Annotated in this window: 16 protein-coding genes and 2 pseudogenes; 10 read left to right on the forward strand and 8 right to left on the reverse strand. The window is 52.8% G+C overall.

Annotation, left to right across the window (positions count from 1 at the left end):
• Nucleotides 1-188: 188 nt before the first annotated feature.
• A complete protein-coding gene (gene folM, locus ACKQAD_RS00660; RefSeq protein ID WP_409158362.1) occupies nucleotides 189-911 on the reverse strand; it encodes a dihydromonapterin reductase in 723 nt (240 codons plus the stop codon).
• Between the two features lie 138 nt (nucleotides 912-1,049).
• Here folM and ACKQAD_RS00665 point away from each other — a divergent pair, with 138 nt between their 5' ends.
• Nucleotides 1,050-1,466, forward strand: coding sequence for a hypothetical protein (locus ACKQAD_RS00665; RefSeq protein WP_409158363.1), 417 nt, complete (start codon nucleotides 1,050-1,052; stop codon nucleotides 1,464-1,466).
• Between the two features lie 24 nt (nucleotides 1,467-1,490).
• Here the strand turns inward: ACKQAD_RS00665 and dauA are convergent, their stop codons facing one another.
• From dauA to ACKQAD_RS00680, 3 genes are all read right to left on the reverse strand, one after another.
• Complete coding sequence (gene dauA / locus ACKQAD_RS00670) at nucleotides 1,491-3,209, reverse strand: C4-dicarboxylic acid transporter DauA (RefSeq protein ID WP_409158364.1); 1,719 nt, start codon at nucleotides 3,207-3,209, stop codon at nucleotides 1,491-1,493.
• A 163-nt stretch (nucleotides 3,210-3,372) separates the two neighbouring features.
• A complete protein-coding gene (gene chaA, locus ACKQAD_RS00675; protein WP_409158365.1) occupies nucleotides 3,373-4,473 on the reverse strand; it encodes a sodium-potassium/proton antiporter ChaA in 1,101 nt (366 codons plus the stop codon).
• Between the two features lie 539 nt (nucleotides 4,474-5,012).
• Nucleotides 5,013-5,816, reverse strand: a complete 804-nt coding sequence (locus tag ACKQAD_RS00680; RefSeq protein ID WP_409158366.1) for a siderophore-interacting protein — start codon at nucleotides 5,814-5,816, stop codon at nucleotides 5,013-5,015.
• Between the two features lie 466 nt (nucleotides 5,817-6,282).
• Between ACKQAD_RS00680 and ACKQAD_RS00685 the strand changes: the two genes are divergently transcribed.
• Nucleotides 6,283-6,969 (forward strand): gamma-glutamylcyclotransferase, encoded by a 687-nt coding sequence (locus tag ACKQAD_RS00685; protein WP_409158367.1) that lies wholly within the window; start codon nucleotides 6,283-6,285, stop codon nucleotides 6,967-6,969.
• A gap of 74 nt (nucleotides 6,970-7,043) precedes the next feature.
• Here the strand turns inward: ACKQAD_RS00685 and ACKQAD_RS00690 are convergent, their stop codons facing one another.
• The gene (locus ACKQAD_RS00690; protein ID WP_409158368.1) at nucleotides 7,044-8,084 is read right to left on the reverse strand and encodes a DUF481 domain-containing protein; all 1,041 of its coding nucleotides are present in this window, start codon (nucleotides 8,082-8,084) and stop codon (nucleotides 7,044-7,046) included.
• Nucleotides 8,085-8,387: 303 nt separating this feature from the next.
• On the reverse strand, nucleotides 8,388-9,665 hold the full coding sequence (locus ACKQAD_RS00695) for an acyltransferase family protein (RefSeq protein ID WP_409158369.1): 1,278 nt from the start codon (nucleotides 9,663-9,665) through the stop codon (nucleotides 8,388-8,390).
• A gap of 126 nt (nucleotides 9,666-9,791) precedes the next feature.
• Between ACKQAD_RS00695 and ACKQAD_RS00700 the strand changes: the two are divergent.
• From ACKQAD_RS00700 to ACKQAD_RS00730, 7 genes and pseudogenes are all read left to right on the forward strand, one after another.
• Nucleotides 9,792-10,393 (forward strand): annotated as a pseudogene (locus ACKQAD_RS00700) (MarR family winged helix-turn-helix transcriptional regulator).
• The gene (locus ACKQAD_RS00705) at nucleotides 10,386-10,862 is read left to right on the forward strand and encodes an OsmC family protein (RefSeq protein ID WP_409158370.1); all 477 of its coding nucleotides are present in this window, start codon (nucleotides 10,386-10,388) and stop codon (nucleotides 10,860-10,862) included. Before ACKQAD_RS00700 ends, ACKQAD_RS00705 begins: the two are co-directional and overlap by 8 nt.
• A 72-nt stretch (nucleotides 10,863-10,934) precedes the next feature.
• Nucleotides 10,935-11,045: pseudogene (locus ACKQAD_RS00710) on the forward strand (helix-turn-helix domain-containing protein); the annotation flags it as partial.
• A 175-nt stretch (nucleotides 11,046-11,220) separates the two neighbouring features.
• Nucleotides 11,221-11,640 carry a translesion error-prone DNA polymerase V autoproteolytic subunit gene (gene umuD / locus ACKQAD_RS00715; RefSeq protein ID WP_409158371.1) on the forward strand — a complete coding sequence of 140 codons (420 nt, stop codon included), beginning with the start codon at nucleotides 11,221-11,223 and terminating at the stop codon, nucleotides 11,638-11,640.
• Nucleotides 11,640-12,905 (forward strand): translesion error-prone DNA polymerase V subunit UmuC, encoded by a 1,266-nt coding sequence (gene umuC, locus ACKQAD_RS00720; RefSeq protein ID WP_409158372.1) that lies wholly within the window; start codon nucleotides 11,640-11,642, stop codon nucleotides 12,903-12,905. Before umuD ends, umuC begins: the two co-directional genes overlap by 1 nt.
• Nucleotides 12,902-13,747 (forward strand): excinuclease Cho, encoded by an 846-nt coding sequence (cho, locus tag ACKQAD_RS00725; RefSeq protein WP_409158373.1) that lies wholly within the window; start codon nucleotides 12,902-12,904, stop codon nucleotides 13,745-13,747. Before umuC ends, cho begins: the two co-directional genes overlap by 4 nt.
• A 135-nt stretch (nucleotides 13,748-13,882) precedes the next feature.
• A complete protein-coding gene (locus ACKQAD_RS00730; protein WP_005972245.1) occupies nucleotides 13,883-14,131 on the forward strand; it encodes a GlsB/YeaQ/YmgE family stress response membrane protein in 249 nt (82 codons plus the stop codon).
• A 99-nt stretch (nucleotides 14,132-14,230) separates the two neighbouring features.
• Here ACKQAD_RS00730 and ACKQAD_RS00735 read toward each other — a convergent pair whose 3' ends face one another.
• Complete coding sequence (locus tag ACKQAD_RS00735) at nucleotides 14,231-15,325, reverse strand: ABC transporter ATP-binding protein (protein ID WP_409158374.1); 1,095 nt, start codon at nucleotides 15,323-15,325, stop codon at nucleotides 14,231-14,233.
• Between the two features lie 194 nt (nucleotides 15,326-15,519).
• A complete protein-coding gene (gene pdxR / locus ACKQAD_RS00740) occupies nucleotides 15,520-17,025 on the reverse strand; it encodes a MocR-like pyridoxine biosynthesis transcription factor PdxR (protein WP_409158375.1) in 1,506 nt (501 codons plus the stop codon).
• Nucleotides 17,026-17,174: 149 nt separating this feature from the next.
• Between pdxR and ACKQAD_RS00745 the strand changes: the two genes are divergently transcribed.
• Nucleotides 17,175-18,440 carry a 4-aminobutyrate--2-oxoglutarate transaminase gene (locus ACKQAD_RS00745; protein WP_409158376.1) on the forward strand — a complete coding sequence of 422 codons (1,266 nt, stop codon included), beginning with the start codon at nucleotides 17,175-17,177 and terminating at the stop codon, nucleotides 18,438-18,440.
• Nucleotides 18,441-18,442: the final 2 nt, after the last annotated feature.

Here is an 18,442-nt window from a genome sequence, read left to right on the forward strand (position 1 = left end):
TAATTGTTTACTCGTCCGAATGAGATAAGCATGCTGAGTATGATTTTTAGGCCAGTCAGGATACGGTTTTCAGGGCCTGACGCGTGCGGCCTATCTGGAGTAAGTCGCCGATAATAAAGCTTACCAGCGCAAGGGACGCGCGAAGAAAAAGGCATAAAAAGCGCCAGAGATCTTATTGTCGCGTGGCTTTAACGCAAAGCCCGCCCACCATCAACGCCCAGCGTTTTCCCGGTGACGTAGTTACTGCTGAACAGATAATTCACCAGTCGGACAATTTCCTCTTCGCCGGGGGCAATTTTCATCAAGGATTTGTCCAGCGCCTGCTGACGATAGGATTCGTCATCTTGTTCATTAAACAGGATCAGACCGGGGGCGATCGCGTTGACTTTCACCTCCGGTGCCAGTTTGCGGGCAAACGAACGCGTCATGTTATCCAGCGCCGCTTTACTGGCTGCATAAGCAATGTGTTTGTCGCTGCCTTTTTCTACCACGTAATCCGTGAGATGGATGATATCCGCGCCAGCCACACCTTGTCCACGCAGGCAAGACTCCAGTAATTGGTTGAGCAAGTAGGGCGCATAGACATGAATTTGCAGCATATCGGCCAGCGTTTGCTCTGGCGGTGTGGTAGGGCTTTCTGGCTCCCAGCGGCTGGCATTGTGAATAATGGCGCGCAGCCGCGGCGTGAGCGACTGGATTTGCTCCGCAAACGCATAGAGGTTTTCCGTGGTGGAAAAATCGGCGGTCAGACAAACCGCACCGCCTTGCTGTAGCCTGTCCAGTTCGGGGTAAGGCGTACGATAGCTGATGATGACCGGAATCGACTGAGTCAGAAACGAACGCGCCAGTGCCAGCCCGATACGCCGCGCGCCGCCGGTAATTAACACGGGAGCGGAAGAAAAAGTTGTCACAATTAGGTCTCCTCAACACGCTAGTCAAAAGGGGGCGAACCGTGACAATATACCCGAATTCACCACTATACAGGTTACGGTTTTATACCCGTCAGGGGAGTGCGCAGCAAAACACTGGCAAAGAGGAGAGGAGGGAATATGGAAAAATCCCCTGAGTTTACAAGTTCCGGTGAGCCACTCTGTCTGGACTATACGGATTATTTGGCGGCACTGTGTAAGAAACGTTGGCGCTTTATGGATGCGATGTATGGCGTGATGCCGATCTTTGGCATGGTGACCAAAATGGCGTCATCACGGCAGAGTGCGCCGAAGGAGCGACTGAAGGGACTGGCGTTACAGATTCTTTCTACTCAGGTGAGTGATGAAACCAACATTATCAGGCTGATTACGCTGGCACGTCAGCAAGGCTTGAGCGCGTTTGATATCCAATTGCCATATTCGCTGACGAACGAGCAACTGAGCGCCATTAGCCGCGAATGTGACGCGGCGCTGGATTTAACGCTGCGGGACGAACGTCTGTCCGTCCGCTTCAACATGCCAGCCGTGCAGCACTAGCTCGGCGTGGCCTGCACGACATTTCTACTCTGTTTTTGCTACGCTGGGGCGCACTGTGGTCGCCTCAATCGCTTGCGCTAATGAGGCGTAGAAGCTGAGCCGTCCTTCAATCGGGTGGACTTTTGCCCGCGCCAGCGTTTTTAACGGCTGGAAGGGAATGTCGGTGATGATGAGTTGCTTGCCTTCAGGCAGCGTCTCGCTAAAGCGCAGGAACGCGTTCAGCCCACCGGCATCCAGCACCGGCACGGCATCCCACTGCAAGATGATATTTTGATAGCCTTCGCTGCGCACAGTCAGATCATTGAAGATGCGCTCTGCCGCGGCGAAAAACAGCGGGCCGTTGACGCGCAGAACCAGATGATCCGGTATTTTGGTGTCCGGCAGTTCACTCAGTCGGGTCATCTGTGCGATGCGCCGCATGAAGAGCAGTGACGCCAGCACAATGCCGACCGTAATGGCGATCACCATGTCGAACAGCACGGTCAACGACATACAGAGCAGCATCACGATGATGTCATCTTTTGGTCCGTGGCGCAGTAAATCTACCACCTTGTGCGCTTCGCTCATATTCCACGCGACAATCAACAACAGCGACGCCATTGCCGCCAGCGGCAGATAAGACAGCCACGGCGCAAGTATCAGCAACGCCAATAGCACCAACAGTGCATGAACCACGGCGGAGATCGGTGAGTTTGCGCCTGCGCGTACGTTGGCGGCGGAGCGGGCAATCGCCGCGGTTGCGGTAATTCCGCCAAAGAACGGGGCGATAATGTTGCCGAAGCCCTGCCCCATCAGCTCCGCGTTAGAATTGTGTTTTTTGCCCGTCATTCCGTCCAGCACGACCGCACACAGTAGTGACTCAATCGCGCCCAGCATCGCCATAGAGAATGCGGCGGGCAGCAGAGCGGAAATACTTTGCCAATCCAACGTCATTGTCTTTCCATCCGGTGACGGAATATCCCACGGCAGAATGAGCTGCGGTAGGATGGGCGGAATCCCTTGCCCTTGTGAACCATCCTCCAGCAGATAACTGAATCGGGAGCCGATTGTAGCCACGTTTTCACCGAGCAGCGACATGATCCCCATCACCGCGACGCCAGCCAGCAGCGCGGGCAAATGGCCGGGCAAACGAATACCGAGTCTCGGCCAAACGATGAGAACCAACAGCGTTGTGGCCCCAATCAACGTATCCGCAAGGTGTAGGGTAGGCAGCGATTGCGCCAGCGCCACCACTTTTTCGACGTAATGTTCGGGTACGACGGCCATCTGCAAGCCGAAGAAATCCTTGATTTGCATGGTACCGATGGTGATCGCGATCCCGGAGGTAAACCCTAACGTCACGGAGAGCGGAATGTATTCAATCAGACGACCGAAACGGCAGACTCCCATCAGCAACAGAAACACGCCGGAAAGCAAGGTGGCAATCAGCAGGCCGGAGAGCCCGAACTGCTGCGACACCGGATACAAAATGACGACGAAGGCAGCCGTCGGGCCTGACACGCTGTAGCGCGAGCCGCCGCTGAGGGCGATGACGATCCCGGCAATAGCCGAAGTATATAGCCCGTACTGCGGCGGAACGCCGCTGGCAATGGCCAGTGCCATCGCCAGGGGGATGGCGATGATACCGACGGTAACGCCAGCGATAATGTCGTGGGTAAAACGTTGCAGCGTATATTTTTCGCGCCAGCACGCGTCAATCAGCGCGCTGAACGGCCTGACGCCGTTAATTCCGTGCGTTTTCATCTAAGCAGAAACCAAAGTAAGGAAGTAAATTAACATGGCGGGCCTGTCGGTCCGTCGACGACAGCCTTACAATACGCCGGACGTGTTCAGAAGATCCAGATATACATCAAGAGAAGTGAAGTCTTGCTGAGCCGACGCGGCGAAAACCGCGTCGGAAGATGGGTTACAGCGTGATGGTGATCAAATAGGCGGCAAAGAGCGCCAGGTGTGCACTGCCGCTTAATACGTTGGTTCTACCGGTGGAGAACGTAATGTGGCACAGCACCAGCACCGACAGCATCACGACGATGTGCGGCATGTCCAGACCGAAGTTCAGCGTACGGCCCGTGATCATAGCGATGATCGTAACGGTAGGAACCGTCAGTGAAATGGTTGCCAGCACGGAACCGAAAAACAGGTTCATGGCGCGCTGTACTTGATTTTTCAGGACGGCACGGATCGCTCCCAGTCCTTCAGGAGAGAGGATTAACAGCGCGACCAGGAAGCCGGTAAATTGCGTTGGCGCGTTCATTTCGGTCAGCAGCGCTTCCAGCGGCATGGAATTCATTTTGGTGACCGCGATAACGGCAATCAGGTGAATCAGAAGCCAGCCGGTGTGCCACAGCGAGCTGTGCGCAGACGGTTTACCGTGCTGGGGATCGTCGCCGTCGCCTTCATCTTCGTGCTCATACACAAATAGGCTTTGATGCGTACGAGTTTGAATCAACAGGAACACGCCGTACATCGCCGTAGAAATCGCGGCAACAATCAGCGACTGCGCGACGCTGAAATTACCATCGGGCAACGCGCTGGGGAAAACCAGTACAATCACCGCCAATGGGAAGATCGCCATCAGATACTGCTTGATGCCACTGAGATTTACATATTGCGTCGCAAATTTACGACCACCGAGTAGAAGGGCGAAACCGACCAAGCCACCGGTGACAATGACGATAATGGAATAGAGGGTGTCACGCATCAGGTCTGGGCCTGCGTCACCGGTTGCCATCAGCGCTGAAATCAGGCTGACCTCCAGAATGACGACTGACAGGCTGAGGATCAACGACCCGTAGGGTTCACCCAGACGGTGTGCGAGCACATCGGCGTGGCGTACCACGCTAAACGCGCTGAAAAGTATGCCGGCTAACGCGAGGGCGTTAATGCCAAGAATGGCGATAAAATCTTGTGAACTGCCCCACATGTAGAGCACGGCCAACGCAATAACAGGAAAAATGAGTGAGTATTCATGATGGCGAGTTTTGACCACCTCAGCATGAGACTTCATTGCGGGAGTTCTCCTTATCCAGAGGAATGATACGGCAAAATATCCCCGTCATACTTCAAGTTGCATGAGCGTTGGCTGCGTTTAGTCACCCGAATCACTTACCTAATTAAGCTCATCGGGATGAAATGAGAGACATCCTGTCTCTCACCGAAGGCCAGCCGTTGGCTGGTCAAATTCGTTCCCGACGAATTTGTCCCTCGCTTGCCGCGTTACGATGCTCATCGCTGAGCATCGCCCTAAAGGGCTAACGCTTCGCGTTGTTCAAAACGTTGACGTTTTGTCCTGAAACTCGAATTATTTTGGGTATAAAGCTATTTATTAAGGTCTTAAACAATTTGTTAAGGTCTTAAAACAATAATAAACAGCAAAGGTTACTAAAAAGTAGTTGTAACGTAATAAAGCGAACAAGACAATAACAGATTGTTGATGCGATGCGGGTATTTTTACGGATTTTTACGCTTTGAAGTAAAATTTAAATGAAAAGGGAGAATCTACGATTTTTCTCCCTATGATTATAATATAAAACGTATTTTTTGTCGTTATTTTTCAGGGTTGTCCATAATATCGTGGCGTTTATGATGATAATCCTCTTCATTTAACCCCTCTCGCCAATAAGGAACTGCATACATCTGATTTCTCTCACCCCCGCGTTCGCGACGTATATGGCGACGAAGTTGAACCACGATACGATCCTCACCTGCTAGCCAATAAAACGCATTTTCAGTCGCTGGAAGCGCCTGAAAATGCTGTAACAGCGCATCGGTTACATCGGTTCCGCCAACGATCCAGTGTAGTTGAAGCCGTGATGGCTTAATTATATCGAGTTTATCCGCCTCGCTGTCGATACGGATCACCGCATGTCCCTGAGCGTCGTCAGGCAGATTCTCCAACAGCGCCATGAGCGCAGGGAGCGAAGACGGATCGGCGGCCAAATAATAAGCGGTTGCCGGCGGCAACATCGGGAACGGGCCGCCGGGTTGCGAAATACCGACCCAGTCACCGAGCTTAGCTTGACGGGCGAAGGTGACGGCAGGTCCGGCGTGTTCATGCAGCGCGAAAACCATATCCAGTTCCGCTTCTTCAGGGCGCAGCGCACGGACGCTATAGGTACGGACGATAGGGCGGGCTTCGCCTTCCGGCCAGACTGGGCCGTGTTCGCCAATGGCAGGCAGAATTGGCTTTAACTGTCCCGGCTGAGGCAGAAAGAGTTTGATGTGTGCGCCATATCGCTCGGCTGGGAAATCGCGCAACGCGTCATGATGGAAAGTAATGCAGCGCAAATGAGGGGAAATATCGTGGATCTGTTTAACCTGAACTAAAGCAGGCTGACGCGGCGTTGCCATTCAGTGTCTCCGTGTATAGTCGATGCCAAAATAAAGGGGATAATAACATGAGATGATAACTATTATCATTTCTTGCCTGTCTGTTATTCCTGTTTACAGTTATTTTTGCCGCAACTGATATGGATGCTTTTTAAGGCCTATGCTCTGCTGGCATTTTCACGTTAGGCGCACGGCTTGCGGCAGGCTGCTGATGTCACACAAATGAGGCTTGTATCAGGAAAACGTCAAGTCTTACGGCGTGTTGCCGATTAGTTGATATAAAAGCGGAATCTTGTGTGAATGAAACATTATCACGAACTTTTTTCGTTTTTGTGACCACAATCAAACTTGATCGCAAAGCCATAAATGAATAACCTCAAGATTGATGGTGTTGTAAAATTAAGCAGATGAAGCAGTTAGGTTTTTAAACGCAGGGCGAGAGTCGGTCTGACGAGCAGAAAAAGAGTAGGGTTGGGGGTGGTAAGTAGTGTTAACACGCGATTTTTTGCAGAAAGCAGATTGTAGAACGTCTTTTGGTAGTATTGAAGAAACCTTACTGCTCACGCCGCAACAGCGGGCTGATTCGTTGGACAAGACGCTGGCGCTCCGACCCAATAGCTGTCCGGTCTGGGTATTTGGCTACGGTTCACTCATGTGGAACCCGGTTTTTGACGCTGAAGAAACCTGTCTGGCCACGTTGACTGGGTGGCAACGTGCGTTTTGTCTGCGTCTCACCATTGGCCGCGGCACGTTAACCCAACCGGGGCGGATGTTAGCATTGCGGCCCGGTGGACAAACGACAGGTCTGGCTTTTCGTTTACCGGAAGCTTCTCTGCGTGAAGATCTGGAACTGCTGTGGAAGCGTGAAATGCTGACGGGCTGCTATCGTCCACTCTGGTGTGAACTGCATCGGAAAAACGGCACACCGCTGACGGCGCTGGTGTTTGTTTCCGAACCAGAACATCCTCTGAATGAAAATGATACCTGTATTCAGAGCGTTGCACCGCTGATTGCTCGTGCGAGCGGTCCGCTTGGCACCAATGCGCAATATCTGTTTGCGCTGGAGCAAGAGCTGAAAAATCACGGGACAGAGGATGCAAGCGTGAGCGAATTGGCGCAGCGAGTGCGTGCTCTTCAACAGGCGTGTTCTACTGCGGCAGGGACCGGGCAATAACGGCGCGATGAGTGTGAGAGTTGAAGTGAACGACGAGAGGCGCCGTTCACCTTGAGACGTGTGAAACGACCAAACTACCAGCCGACGCCAACACCCATGGTGTACAGCGTGTCGTCAACATCCCCTTGATTACTCTCGATACGGGTACGTGACACTTTCATGCTCATGGAAGACCAGTCGGTCAGCTTGAAGCGCAGACCTGCGTCCGCTTTCAGGTAGAGTGGCGCTGTGCCGTCAAATGAGCGACCCAATTCACCGTTGGTGAAGGCTTCGACCGATTTGCTGAACAGGTAGCGGTTGTACGCCCACTTAATCGCACCGGAGTAGAAGTCATCATCGCCCCGATCGCGGTACACGAAGGTTTGGGAGTTGACCAGTGAGGTCAGAGAGAACGCGCCTAAATCGTTATCCCAGAACTGATAACCCGGACCAAGACCGAAAGAGCGGTTGATTTTAATGCTTTCGATCCAATCGCGTTTGTACTGATAACGCCCCTGCCAGAACCAGTTCTCATCCACGAATTTGTCTAGCGCATATTCGCCAGCCGCATTCTTGGTGCTTTCAACTTTATTCTCTTTTGCCAAATGGTAACTGGCATCAAGGTTGTGTCGCCACGTATCATGACGCGCTTTTGCATCCAGCGTCACGTCGTAGTTATCCGTTTCTGTCGAGCTTTTCTTGTGAGACATGCCGGCGTCAATGTTGCCTTTCCAGGCAAAATCGGTCACCAGCGGCTTCTGTGCGACGATGGACGTGATTTCGGAAAGCGGCAATGTTTGCGGACCCGCGGCTTCGTTAGCAAGCGACGGGTTCGCGACGATAGCGCGGTTTTCGCTCGCTTTGATCGTCGGATACAGAACGCCTTTCTCGTAGCGTTCGCCTTGAATCACCAGACCATGGTCGGATTCAAAGGTTTTCACCTTGTCCCAGGCTACAGAAATCGAGCCAGCATAGTCGGTGTTGATAAAGAGTTTACCGCCGTCAAGTAGCGTGATTTTCCCTGTGAGCTTGTCGCCGTTGTTCAACCAAATGGTGTCAGCGCGGCTTTGTGTAATGCCAGCAGAGAGGACGATAACCAGGCTGAGGGAAGAGATTGCGTGTTTGGATAGTGTCATTATTGCCAAGTAAACAGTGGTGACAGGTATTGAGATGTCCGTCAGAGACAAAGACGCACAGCCGTTGATAACGAACCGGTTTAGCCCGGAACGGCAAACATTAACAGGAATCGTAGTGATGCTCTACCCGAAAACGGTAATTGATTAGAATGTAAATAGTTATAAAAGTTGTCATTGATGATTAACAGCTATAACGCGGTGTCTGTCACATTTTTAGGTTAATGAGAAGGCAATGCGGTATGCGGGGGAGGCCTCTCTGGTCTGAAACTACTCAGGCCAGAGAGGCGAGTACGAGAACGGATACTACGCGGTGCGTTGCGTACGTGATGCGCTGTTGTTACTAAGGAAACGCGAGGTCAGGAATGTCCTCACGCGTAGTACGATCCGCTCCTGGAAGAGCACACAGAGTGTCACGGTGGTGAGCAGGAAAATGATGTAGCCCGTCATGGAGAGCTGCACCTGACCTGCGGCGGCAATACACTGATCCCAGTCGCTGAAGCAGGCCATCGGATTGCCGCGCACCAGCTGTTCCAGCGTGCGGAACAGATTGAAGAGCGGAACGTGCAGCGCAAAGATCGAGAGCGATGCGGCACCCAGACGCGGGGACCAATGTCGTAGCCACTCGCTATTAGGTTCACGTGCCAGCGCGCTGAGACAGACCAGACCAACCTGCGTTGGCAGCAGCAAACCGTTGTGCAGCAGGAAATACCAATAGGCTTCGCCTTTGGTGAACAGCCAGGTGGCGACAAGGAAATTCACACTGATAAAGAGAGCGAGTGCATAGCGCTGGCCTTTGGTCAGCGGTGAACGATCTTTTTGACGATAATGACGGAATAGCGCATACCCCAAAATCCCGGCCAGAAATTCCGGCAGGCGGAAGATCGGCCCGCGCTGCAATAAGCCGGTATATGGCATGCCGAACTGCTGTTGCCAGATCACCCAAATCGGTGGCAGCAGATACAACAGGCAGACTATTCCCATCCACAGCCACGGATGGCGGCTGTTCAACAGACGCGGGGCCAGCAGCGGAAATGTCAGATAGAAAAAGAACAGTGTGGAAAGCGACCATAACGGGGCATTGAAGGTCAGGAAGTAAGGATTCCATGCCTGCAACATCAGCACCTGCAATAACCCGTTGAACGCCAACTGTGCATTTGTCATGTAATGGCGCAGCGATTCGGGGTCGGCGGCGGGATCGTTGGTGTCATAAATGACAAAACGCGCACTGGCGACTTGCCCTTCCGGTGGCACGGCCAGCCACTGCATGAGCGTAACGACGGCAATCGAAGCCAGCAGGGCAATAATATGAATGGGATAAAGATTAAAGAAGCGTTTGGCCCAGAACTGACGAGCCGGTTCACGCAGACGCCCGTCCTTAATGTAGACATGCGCGAGTAAAAAACCAGACAGAACAAAGAATGTGCTGGTGGCGAAGAATCCCATGCTGGTGAGCTCGTTCAGGAAAGGAATGCGCTCACGCTGGGGATAAACGTGGACCGTGTGATAAATCATCACATAGCAGCCGAGCAAAAATCGTAACCACTCCAGGCCGATAAATCGCTCTTTACTGACCTTCTTCATGTTGTTCCTCAACGTTAAACTCGGTGTAAAAGCCGAAAAATGCGATTACAAACTAGTTTAGACGAGAGCAACGTCACATTAATTAGGATAATGGCTATAAATGCCGGTTCCGTTTAGAAATCGTTTATATTTTGCGGGAATTCGGTCGCATTTCCACCCACTGTTTTTCATCAACGACTTTTTCTGGATGCCAGCCCGATGGGACCGATTGGACGCCTCAGACGCTGTGCCGTGCTCATGGATCAGCGTCTGGAATCCTGTTTTGCCAAATTCGAACTGAGCTATTAGCAGTTTGATATGCTGGCTACTAGGAGTTTGATATGCTGGCTACGCTGCGGTGTGCGGGTGCACCACACTGTCTGAGTCCGACCGAACTTTTCTCCACGCTGATGGTGACGTCAGGCACGATGACTCATCGACTCAAGCGCCTTGAAACGCGCGAATTTATCGAACGCGTGCAGAACGAGCAGGATGCGCGTAGTACGCTGGTGCAACTCACCGGCACGGGACTTGACCTGATTAATCGCGCCGTTGAGGCACACATTGAGAACGAGCGTCAGGTGTTATCCGTGCTGCCTGCCGAGGTTCTGGCTGCGCTTGATGTTAATCTCGCTGCGCTATTGTGCGGGCTGGAGAGTCATACTGGGCGTACTGTGCCTAAAGAGACGAAGTCATTCGCCGAACGAAACCTAATTGTGTCATTACAAAAGGAACTGAACGATGTCTGAATACCGTGCGTCAATCTGCTGGCAGCGTGATGGGCAAGATTTTATTGATAACCGCTACAGCCGGCTGCATCAGTGGCAGTTTGACGGGGGGATTACGCTGAGAGCCTCATCGTCGCCTCATGTCGTACCGCTGCCTTTTTCGCGGGAAGACGCGGTCGACCCTGAAGAAGCGCTAGTGGCCTCGCTGTCGAGCTGTCATATGCTGTGGTTTTTATCGATTGCGGCCAAAAAACGCTTCTGCGTCGATGATTATCAGGACCATGCGGTAGGAACGATGGGCGTGAACGCTGCGGGAAAAACGGCGATGCTGGACGTCACCCTGCGTCCGCAGGTGATATTTAGCGGTGAAAAACAGCCGACCGCCAAGCAATATGCCCAGTTGCACGAACTGGCGCATGATGCCTGTTACATCGCCCATTCGGTGAATTTCCCGGTGAACTGCGAACCGACATTAGGGATGAACCGCTGAGCTGAATGGGGTAAACGCGCAGTGGTCGTTGTAAGGGCTGCCGTAGAGGTCACAAACCAGCCCGTAACCGTAATCTTTTACCTGAGAAACTGCGGCCTGCTGGAAGTCAAAAAATCAATGGAAACCATCGGACAGCACCTCAGCGTATCGCGTGCGTCGGTGTATTTGTATGCGAAGGAGTAAGAAAATGATGTCTTTACACTACAGCCTTTGGTGCGTTAACTCGCTGACGTAACAGAACGTTTCTTTATTAACTCAGATTCAGGGATGGCTATTTAGCGATGTCGGCGAATCTTGTGCGTTGCATTGTCGGCGCTTGTCTTTATACTGTATAAAAAAACAGTAATCTGGTCGAGCAATGAAACGATACCTTCCGGAGCACAGCCCCAATAAGCAGGCGTTAGATCTTTATGCGAATACCGTGCCTGCGGGGTTCCCCAGTCCTGCTAATGATTATGTTGAACAGCGTATCGACCTGAATACGCTATGCGTTCGCCATCCTTCAGCGACCTATTTTGTTCGCGTCTCTGGTCAATCGATGGTTGAGGGCGGTATTCACGATGGCGATCTGGTGGTGGTCGATAGCGCATTGCAGGCGCGTCATGGCGATATCATTATCGCTGCGCTGGACGGCGAATTCACCATCAAACAGCTACAGTTGACGCCTACCCGGGCCCTGCTTCCTATGAATGTTGCCTATATTCCGATTTTGATTAACGACAGCGACAGCCTCGAGATTTTTGGCGTTGTGACTTACGTTATACATGCGACACGCTGATGTACGTATTGGTAGATGTGAATACGTTTTACGCCAGCTGTGAAAAAATTTTTCGCCCTGATCTGGCAGGCAAACCGGTCATTGTGCTAAGCAACAACGATGGCTGTGTGATTTCTCGCTCCGATGAAGTAAAACAGATTGGGATAAAAATGGGGGTGCCGCTGTTTCAAATTCGTGCGTTAATTCAACAACACAATATTGCTGTGTTTTCCTCCAATTATGCGCTTTACGCTGATATGTCGGCGCGCGTAATGAGTATTCTGGAAGAGATGGCACCAGCGGTGGAAATATACAGTATCGATGAGGCGTTTTTGAACGTGCCCGGTGTGGCGCACTGTACATCACTTGAGGCTTTTGGACAGCAGATTAGAGCACGGGTAAAACAAGAAGCGCATTTGAGCGTCGGTGTCGGTATTGCGCCGACCAAGACCTTGTCTAAACTGGCTAACCATGCGGCAAAAACCTGGCGTAAAACGAATGGCGTGGTGGACTTGTCCAGCCCGGTACGTCAGGAGAAACTGCTGGCGATTACGCCCGTCGCTGATGTTTGGGGCATTGGGCGACGGCTGGCGCGCAGGATGGAATCAATGGGCATTGAGAATGCGTTGACGCTGGCACGCTGCGATCTAGCCTATATCCGCAGAAACTTCAGCGTAGCGATAGAACGAACGGTTCGGGAACTCCGCGGTCAGCCTTGTTTGGACATAGAGGAACTGGCTCCCGCCAAACAGCAGATACTCTGTTCCCGCTCATTTAGCTCGCGTATTACCGAATATGTTCACCTGCGTCAGGCGGTGTGTCGTTATGCTGAGCGCGCCGCAGAGAAATTACGCCATGAGAACCAGTACTGTTGCCAGATTTCCGTCTTTATCCGCACCAGTCCCCATGTTGCACTGGGGGAATATTATGGCGATCAGGCGACCCGCGTGATCCACATCCCGACCAACGATACACGCGACATTATCGCACTCTCGGTAGATGCGCTGGACCGTATCTGGAAACCTGGCTATCGCTATTGCAAAGCCGGCGTGGTGTTATCCGATTTCTACCTGCAAGGCGTAGCGCAATTGGATATGTTTGATGCGCGTAAACCGTATGCGAACAGCGCTAGTTTGATGGACGCCATAGATCGTATCAATCATTCGGGTAAAGGGAAAATCTGGTTCGCAGGACAGGGGATTAACCCCGGTTGGTCAATGAAACGAGAGTGGCTTTCGCCCGCTTATACTACGCGAGCTGAAGAGGTAAAGGTCGTTAAATCATGATATTGCCTGAAAAAATGCCGGATATTTATGAATATCCAGAGCATCTGCGTACCGAGCTGGCCGGGTTGCCTGCTGCGCCCGGCGTTTACCTTTTCCACGGCGACAGCGAAACATTACCGCTGTACATTGGGAAGAGTATCAACATTCGTTCACGCGTATTATCCCACATGCGTACGCGTAAAGAAGCAAGGTTGCTGAGACAGACTCGGCGCATTACGTGTATCGAAACGGCAGGGGAAATTGGGGCGCTGCTACTAGAAGCGCAACTGATTAAGCAGCAGGTGCCGCTTTTTAACAAACGGCTGCGGCGTTCGCGTCAACTGTGCGCGCTCCATTTTGATGGAAAACGTGTTGACGTGGTCTATGCTAAACAGCTCGATTTCTCCAGAACGCCTGACCTTTACGGTTTGTTTAGCCACCGTCTCGCAGCGGTAAACGCGTTGAAGACCTTGGCTGATGAAGAAAAGTTATGCCTGGGAGTATTGGGTATTGAACATCTGCCCGCAGGCAGAGCGTGTTTTCGCCATGCGTTGAAAAAATGCGCAGGAGCCTGCTGTGGTAAAGAATCTGTCGCGGCACATCACGCAAGGCTGACAAACCGACTCAATGCCATGAAACTGAACTGTTGGGCGTATCCAGGGAAGATTGCCATTAAAGAAGCGCGTCAGGGGAAGACGGATTATCACATCATTCACAACTGGTTTTATTTGGGAACCGTGGCGAGGTTATCAGAGGTTGCTGCTTTAAAGCAGGTCACGGCAAATTTTGATAGCGACGGCTATAAAATTTTATGTAAACCGATCGTGAGTGGCTGCGTGGATATTATTGTGCTGGATGAATGAGATAAATACACATCGTCAGATTTTTATTGGCAGTCTGCCGATCGTTTATGAAATCCTTGTCTATAATTGGATTCGCGTCTTATCTGTCAAGGATTGGCGTTTATACGGGTATGATGAAATAAAAGCGAGGTGGTTATGGGAATTCTATCCTGGATTATTTTTGGCTTGATTGCGGGGATTCTGGCTAAGTGGATTATGCCCGGTAAAGACGGTGGCGGCTTTATCCTGACGGTGTTGCTCGGGATTGTCGGTGCAGTCGTGGGTGGCTATATCAGCGTTTTCTTTGGGTTCGGCCGGGTCGATGGCTTTAACTTTGGCAGTTTTGTGGTGGCGATTGTTGGCGCGATTGTCGTGCTGTGGGTCTACCGCAAGATTCGAGACTAGTACTATATCCGTTGCCCCTGTTCAGGGGCAACGTGCTTTCTTTCCTTATTCCTGTCTGATTAACTTCCCACATTCGCTGATACGGTCAGTGCGCCACGATTAATGCGTGACGATGCTATCCAGCGCGCGCAGGTGTTCCGGCTGCCACGATAGGTTGACTTCGGTGCCGGCTTTCCAGTGCGGCTGAATATCGCTGGCAGGGAGTTTCACCATAAACTGTGGCTGACCCGCTACTTCCGTCATCATCCTGACGTGATCGCCCAGATAGATGAACTGCTGAATACGTGCGGTGACCTGCTGCATGCCGTCATCGATGTGGGTCGCGTTGACGTGAATACGTTCCGGACGGATGCAGAGCGTAATTTGTCGGCCCGGCGAACTGGGGCGGACTTTCAGCGCGCGCAGCGAGGTACCGTCATCCAGCGTTGCCCGATAGAATGCCCCTTCGGCCTCGGCGCGCGTGGCGAGCAGCGTATTGTTTTCACCGATAAACTGCGCCACAAACGCGTTTTCCGGTTTTTCGTAGATGTCGCTGGGGCTGTCCATCTGCTGAATCACGCCATCGTTAAACACGGCGACGCGGTTGGACATGGTCATGGCTTCGCTCTGGTCATGGGTGACGTACACCACAGTTAATTCCAGCGACTGATGCAGCTCTTTGATTTCCAACTGCATATGTTCGCGTAGTTGCTTATCCAACGCGCCCAGCGGTTCATCCATCAGCACCAGCTTTGGCTCGAAAACCAGTGCGCGAGCCAGCGCCACACGCTGCTGCTGGCCGCCGGACATCTGTGCAGGGTAGCGATCGGCCAGACTGGTTAGCTTCACGCGATCCAGTACCCGATCCACTTTCTCTTTTATATCGGCACGATTCAGACGACGAATGGACAGCGGAAACGCCAAATTCTCCGCCACGGTCATGTGTGGGAACAAGGCATAGTTCTGAAATACCATGCCGATGTCGCGCTGATGCGGCGGAAGATGGTGCAGCGGCGCGTCGCGCAGCAGAATTTCTCCCTGTGTCGGGGTTTCAAACCCGGCGAGCATCATCAAACTGGTGGTTTTTCCCGAGCCGGATGGCCCAAGCAGGGTCAGGAATTCACCTTCACGGATATCCAGATTCAGGTTCTTGACGATCAGGCGGTCGCCGTCATAAGTCTTCTGAACATTCCTGAAGCTGACATAATTTCTCATTTTTTCATTCTCCGGCAGTCACTATTATTCATAAGAATGCATAAACCATGCCGGACGCTTCACGAGTAGAAAATGGCGCGCGGTAATGCGCTAAAACGCGATCGTACATCACCACGGACGCCCCGTCATGGGGCATGCTGGTATCGGATGGCACCGTGACGGTGCGAATTGATCAGGATAAATAAAGTGGGCTGTCAGGCCTCGGAATCGCGTGAATTTAACGTCTGATTTAGTGTTTGAATACAGGCCACGATCGCGGAAAAAGCCTGCATCATTTGCTCCTCTTCCACGCTGGCGTAACCCAGTAATAAACCGCGCTGCGGTGTCGGTTGCAGGTAGTAGCTGGAAAGCGGTTTAACCATCACACCACGGCGTAAAATCGCGGCGCTCAGCACGACATCATCGATGTGGGAAGGCAGACTGAGCAGCATATGCAGCCCGGCGTTGCTGTTGTCCCCGACGTAATTCGCCCCCAGATGTTGCTCAATCAACGACGTTAATAGCGCGCGGCGCCTGGCATACAGCAGGCGCATGCGGCGGATATGCGCAGCGTAGTGGCCTTCGCGGATAAACTGCGCGAGCGTCGCCTGTGTTAGCCAGTGTCCGCCGCGATAGAGTTCGGAATGTGCCGTCTTCAGCGACTGCGCCAGTAGCGGCGGCAGCACCATGTAGCTGACACGCAGGCCGGGGTAGAGCGTCTTGCTGAATGTGCCGATGTAGATTACCGGCGACTGCGCCTGTAGCCCTTGCAGCGCGGGGATTGGGCTACCGGAAAAGCGAAACTCGCTGTCGTAATCATCCTCCACCACCCAGCAGCCGTGCTCCTGCGCCAGTGCCAACAGCCGTTGACGCCGGGCCAGACTCATCACTGCACCCAGTGGGTATTGGTGTGACGGTGTCACGCAAATCAGGCGTGGCGCGGCATCGGGTGATAGCGTCTCTGGGGGGGCCAGTCCCTGTTCATCGACATCGATAGGAGCGACGCGCAACCCGTTAATCGTCAGAACATTGCGAATCCCCCAGTAGCAGGGATCTTCAATCCACGCCAAATCGCCGGGGTTACACAGCATTTTAGCTAGCAGATCCATCGCCTGATGGGTGCCTTCGGTAATCAGAATCTGCTCCGGCGTGCATTCAACGGAGCGGGCGACACGCAGATAATCCACTAGGGCGAGTTGCAGTTCAGGGCAGCCACCAATTGGCGAATAGGACAACTGCTCGGGACGAACGCGGCGCGTCAGGCGCGTTTGAATGCGTCGCCATAAATCATGGGGGAAACTGGCGATATCCGGGATACCTGGCATAAAAGCGCCCCACTGGCGGGCGGAGGCACCGGCATAACCCAGCAGATGCATACCGCGTCGCGAAAGCTCATGTTTAGGTTCACGTATTTCCCCCGCATTGGCGCTGTCCACGGGCTGCATATTGCCATCAGGCAACTGTTCCGTGACGAAGGTCCCACTGCCTTTGCGGGCTTCAATATAGCCTTCTGCCAGTAGCTGTTCATAAGCTGTTAGTACGGTGTTACGCGACAGCGACAATTGCTGCGCCAGATCGCGCGACGATGGCAGGCGTTCGCCAGCAGCAATTGCGCCATCAAGAATCGCCAGCCGAATGCAGTCGTACAAACGCTTGTTTAGTGCACCGTCGTGCTGGTTGGCTAAACGCTGGAGCAATAAGTCGGTTAGAAGTGAGCGCATAAGTGGATCCTTCAAATATTAAAAACTGGCACTGGATTATAGAACCATCTCGCGTCTAAATGACATCATCATCTTGCAACTACACTAACTGTCATCGTTCAACTAATCATCATCAACTAACTGATGTGTTTGGGATACCGGAGCAGATCATGAAGAATAGCGAACTGAATCAACGCCGTCTGGCCGCCACGCCGCGTGGTGTGGGCGTCATGTGTGATTTCTATGCTGAGCGTGCAGAAAACAGCACCCTGTGGGATGTTGAAGGGCGAAAATTTATCGATTTTGCCGCCGGGATTGCGGTGCTGAACACTGGTCACCGCCACCCGAAGATTGTCGCCGCGGTGCGCGAACAGTTGGATCGCTTTACCCATACGGCCTACCAGATTGTGCCTTACGGCAGCTATGTCACGCTGGCCGAACGTATCAACGCACTGGCACCGATTCAAGGCACGGCAAAGACCACGTTCTTTACCACCGGGGCTGAAGCGGTGGAAAACGCGGTGAAAATCGCCCGCGCGTACACCAAACGCCCTGGTGTGATCGCCTTCAACGCGGCGTTTCATGGCCGTACGTTGCTGACCATGACTCTGACGGGCAAAGTGGCTCCGTATTCCACAGGATTTGGGCCGTTCCCCGGTTCCATTTTTCATGCGCTTTATCCGAGCGAGCAACATGGCATTACCGTTGAGCAGGCGCTGGAAAGCGTTGAACGCCTGATGCACACGGACATCGCCGCCGATCAGGTTGCTGCTATTTTGCTGGAACCAGTGCAGGGCGAAGGTGGCTTCAACATCGCGCCACCGGCCTTCATTAGCGGGCTACGTAAGCTATGCGATGAGCATGGCATTCTGCTGATTGCCGATGAAGTGCAAACGGGTTTTGCCCGTACCGGCAAGCTGTTTGCGATGGAGTATTACGCAGAGAAAGCGGATCTGATTACGATGGCGAAAAGCCTGGGCGGCGGCTTCCCGATTTCCGGCGTCGTGGGTCGCGCCGAGGTGATGGATGCGCCATCGCCGGGCGGGCTGGGGGGGACCTATGCGGGCAACCCGCTGTCGGTTGCCTCCGCGCTAGCGGTATTAGATGTGATTGAAGAAGAGAAATTGTGCCAACGGGCACAACGTCTGGGTGCCGCGCTGGTGGAAACGCTGGAAAATATCAAAGCGCAGTGCCCCGCGCTGGTGGCGATTCGTGCGCAAGGGTCGATGGTCGCGGCAGAATTTAACGATCCGAATACGGGTAAACCGTCGGCGGAGATTACCCGTCAATTTCAGAAAAGCTCGTTGGAAGCGGGTCTGCTGTTGCTGACCTGTGGCGTACATGGCAACGTGATCCGTTTCCTGTACCCGCTAACGATTCCTGACGATCAGTTCAGCAAGGCCATGAGCATCCTGACTCGCGTATTAACACGATAGAA

This window comes from Pectobacterium artocarpous, assembly GCF_046159765.1.
Classification (GTDB): domain Bacteria; phylum Pseudomonadota; class Gammaproteobacteria; order Enterobacterales; family Enterobacteriaceae; genus Pectobacterium.

Bases quoted from the DNA above. Each gene is read 5' to 3' on its own strand.
- ACKQAD_RS00705 (WP_409158370.1), top strand. From the start codon at position 10,386: ATGTCTGAATACCGTGCGTCAATCTGCTGGCAGCGTGATGGGCAAGAT.
- umuD (WP_409158371.1), top strand. From the start codon at position 11,221: ATGAAACGATACCTTCCGGAGCACAGCCCCAATAAGCAGGCGTTAGAT.
- ACKQAD_RS00680 (WP_409158366.1), bottom strand. From the start codon at position 5,816: ATGGCAACGCCGCGTCAGCCTGCTTTAGTTCAGGTTAAACAGATCCAC.
- ACKQAD_RS00735 (WP_409158374.1), bottom strand. From the start codon at position 15,325: ATGAGAAATTATGTCAGCTTCAGGAATGTTCAGAAGACTTATGACGGC.
- pdxR (WP_409158375.1), bottom strand. From the start codon at position 17,025: ATGCGCTCACTTCTAACCGACTTATTGCTCCAGCGTTTAGCCAACCAG.
- ACKQAD_RS00695 (WP_409158369.1), bottom strand. From the start codon at position 9,665: ATGAAGAAGGTCAGTAAAGAGCGATTTATCGGCCTGGAGTGGTTACGA.
- dauA (WP_409158364.1), bottom strand. From the start codon at position 3,209: ATGAAAACGCACGGAATTAACGGCGTCAGGCCGTTCAGCGCGCTGATT.
- chaA (WP_409158365.1), bottom strand. From the start codon at position 4,473: ATGAAGTCTCATGCTGAGGTGGTCAAAACTCGCCATCATGAATACTCA.
- ACKQAD_RS00690 (WP_409158368.1), bottom strand. From the start codon at position 8,084: ATGACACTATCCAAACACGCAATCTCTTCCCTCAGCCTGGTTATCGTC.
- umuC (WP_409158372.1), top strand. From the start codon at position 11,640: ATGTACGTATTGGTAGATGTGAATACGTTTTACGCCAGCTGTGAAAAA.
- ACKQAD_RS00745 (WP_409158376.1), top strand. From the start codon at position 17,175: ATGAAGAATAGCGAACTGAATCAACGCCGTCTGGCCGCCACGCCGCGT.
- cho (WP_409158373.1), top strand. From the start codon at position 12,902: ATGATATTGCCTGAAAAAATGCCGGATATTTATGAATATCCAGAGCAT.
- ACKQAD_RS00665 (WP_409158363.1), top strand. From the start codon at position 1,050: ATGGAAAAATCCCCTGAGTTTACAAGTTCCGGTGAGCCACTCTGTCTG.
- ACKQAD_RS00730 (WP_005972245.1), top strand. From the start codon at position 13,883: ATGGGAATTCTATCCTGGATTATTTTTGGCTTGATTGCGGGGATTCTG.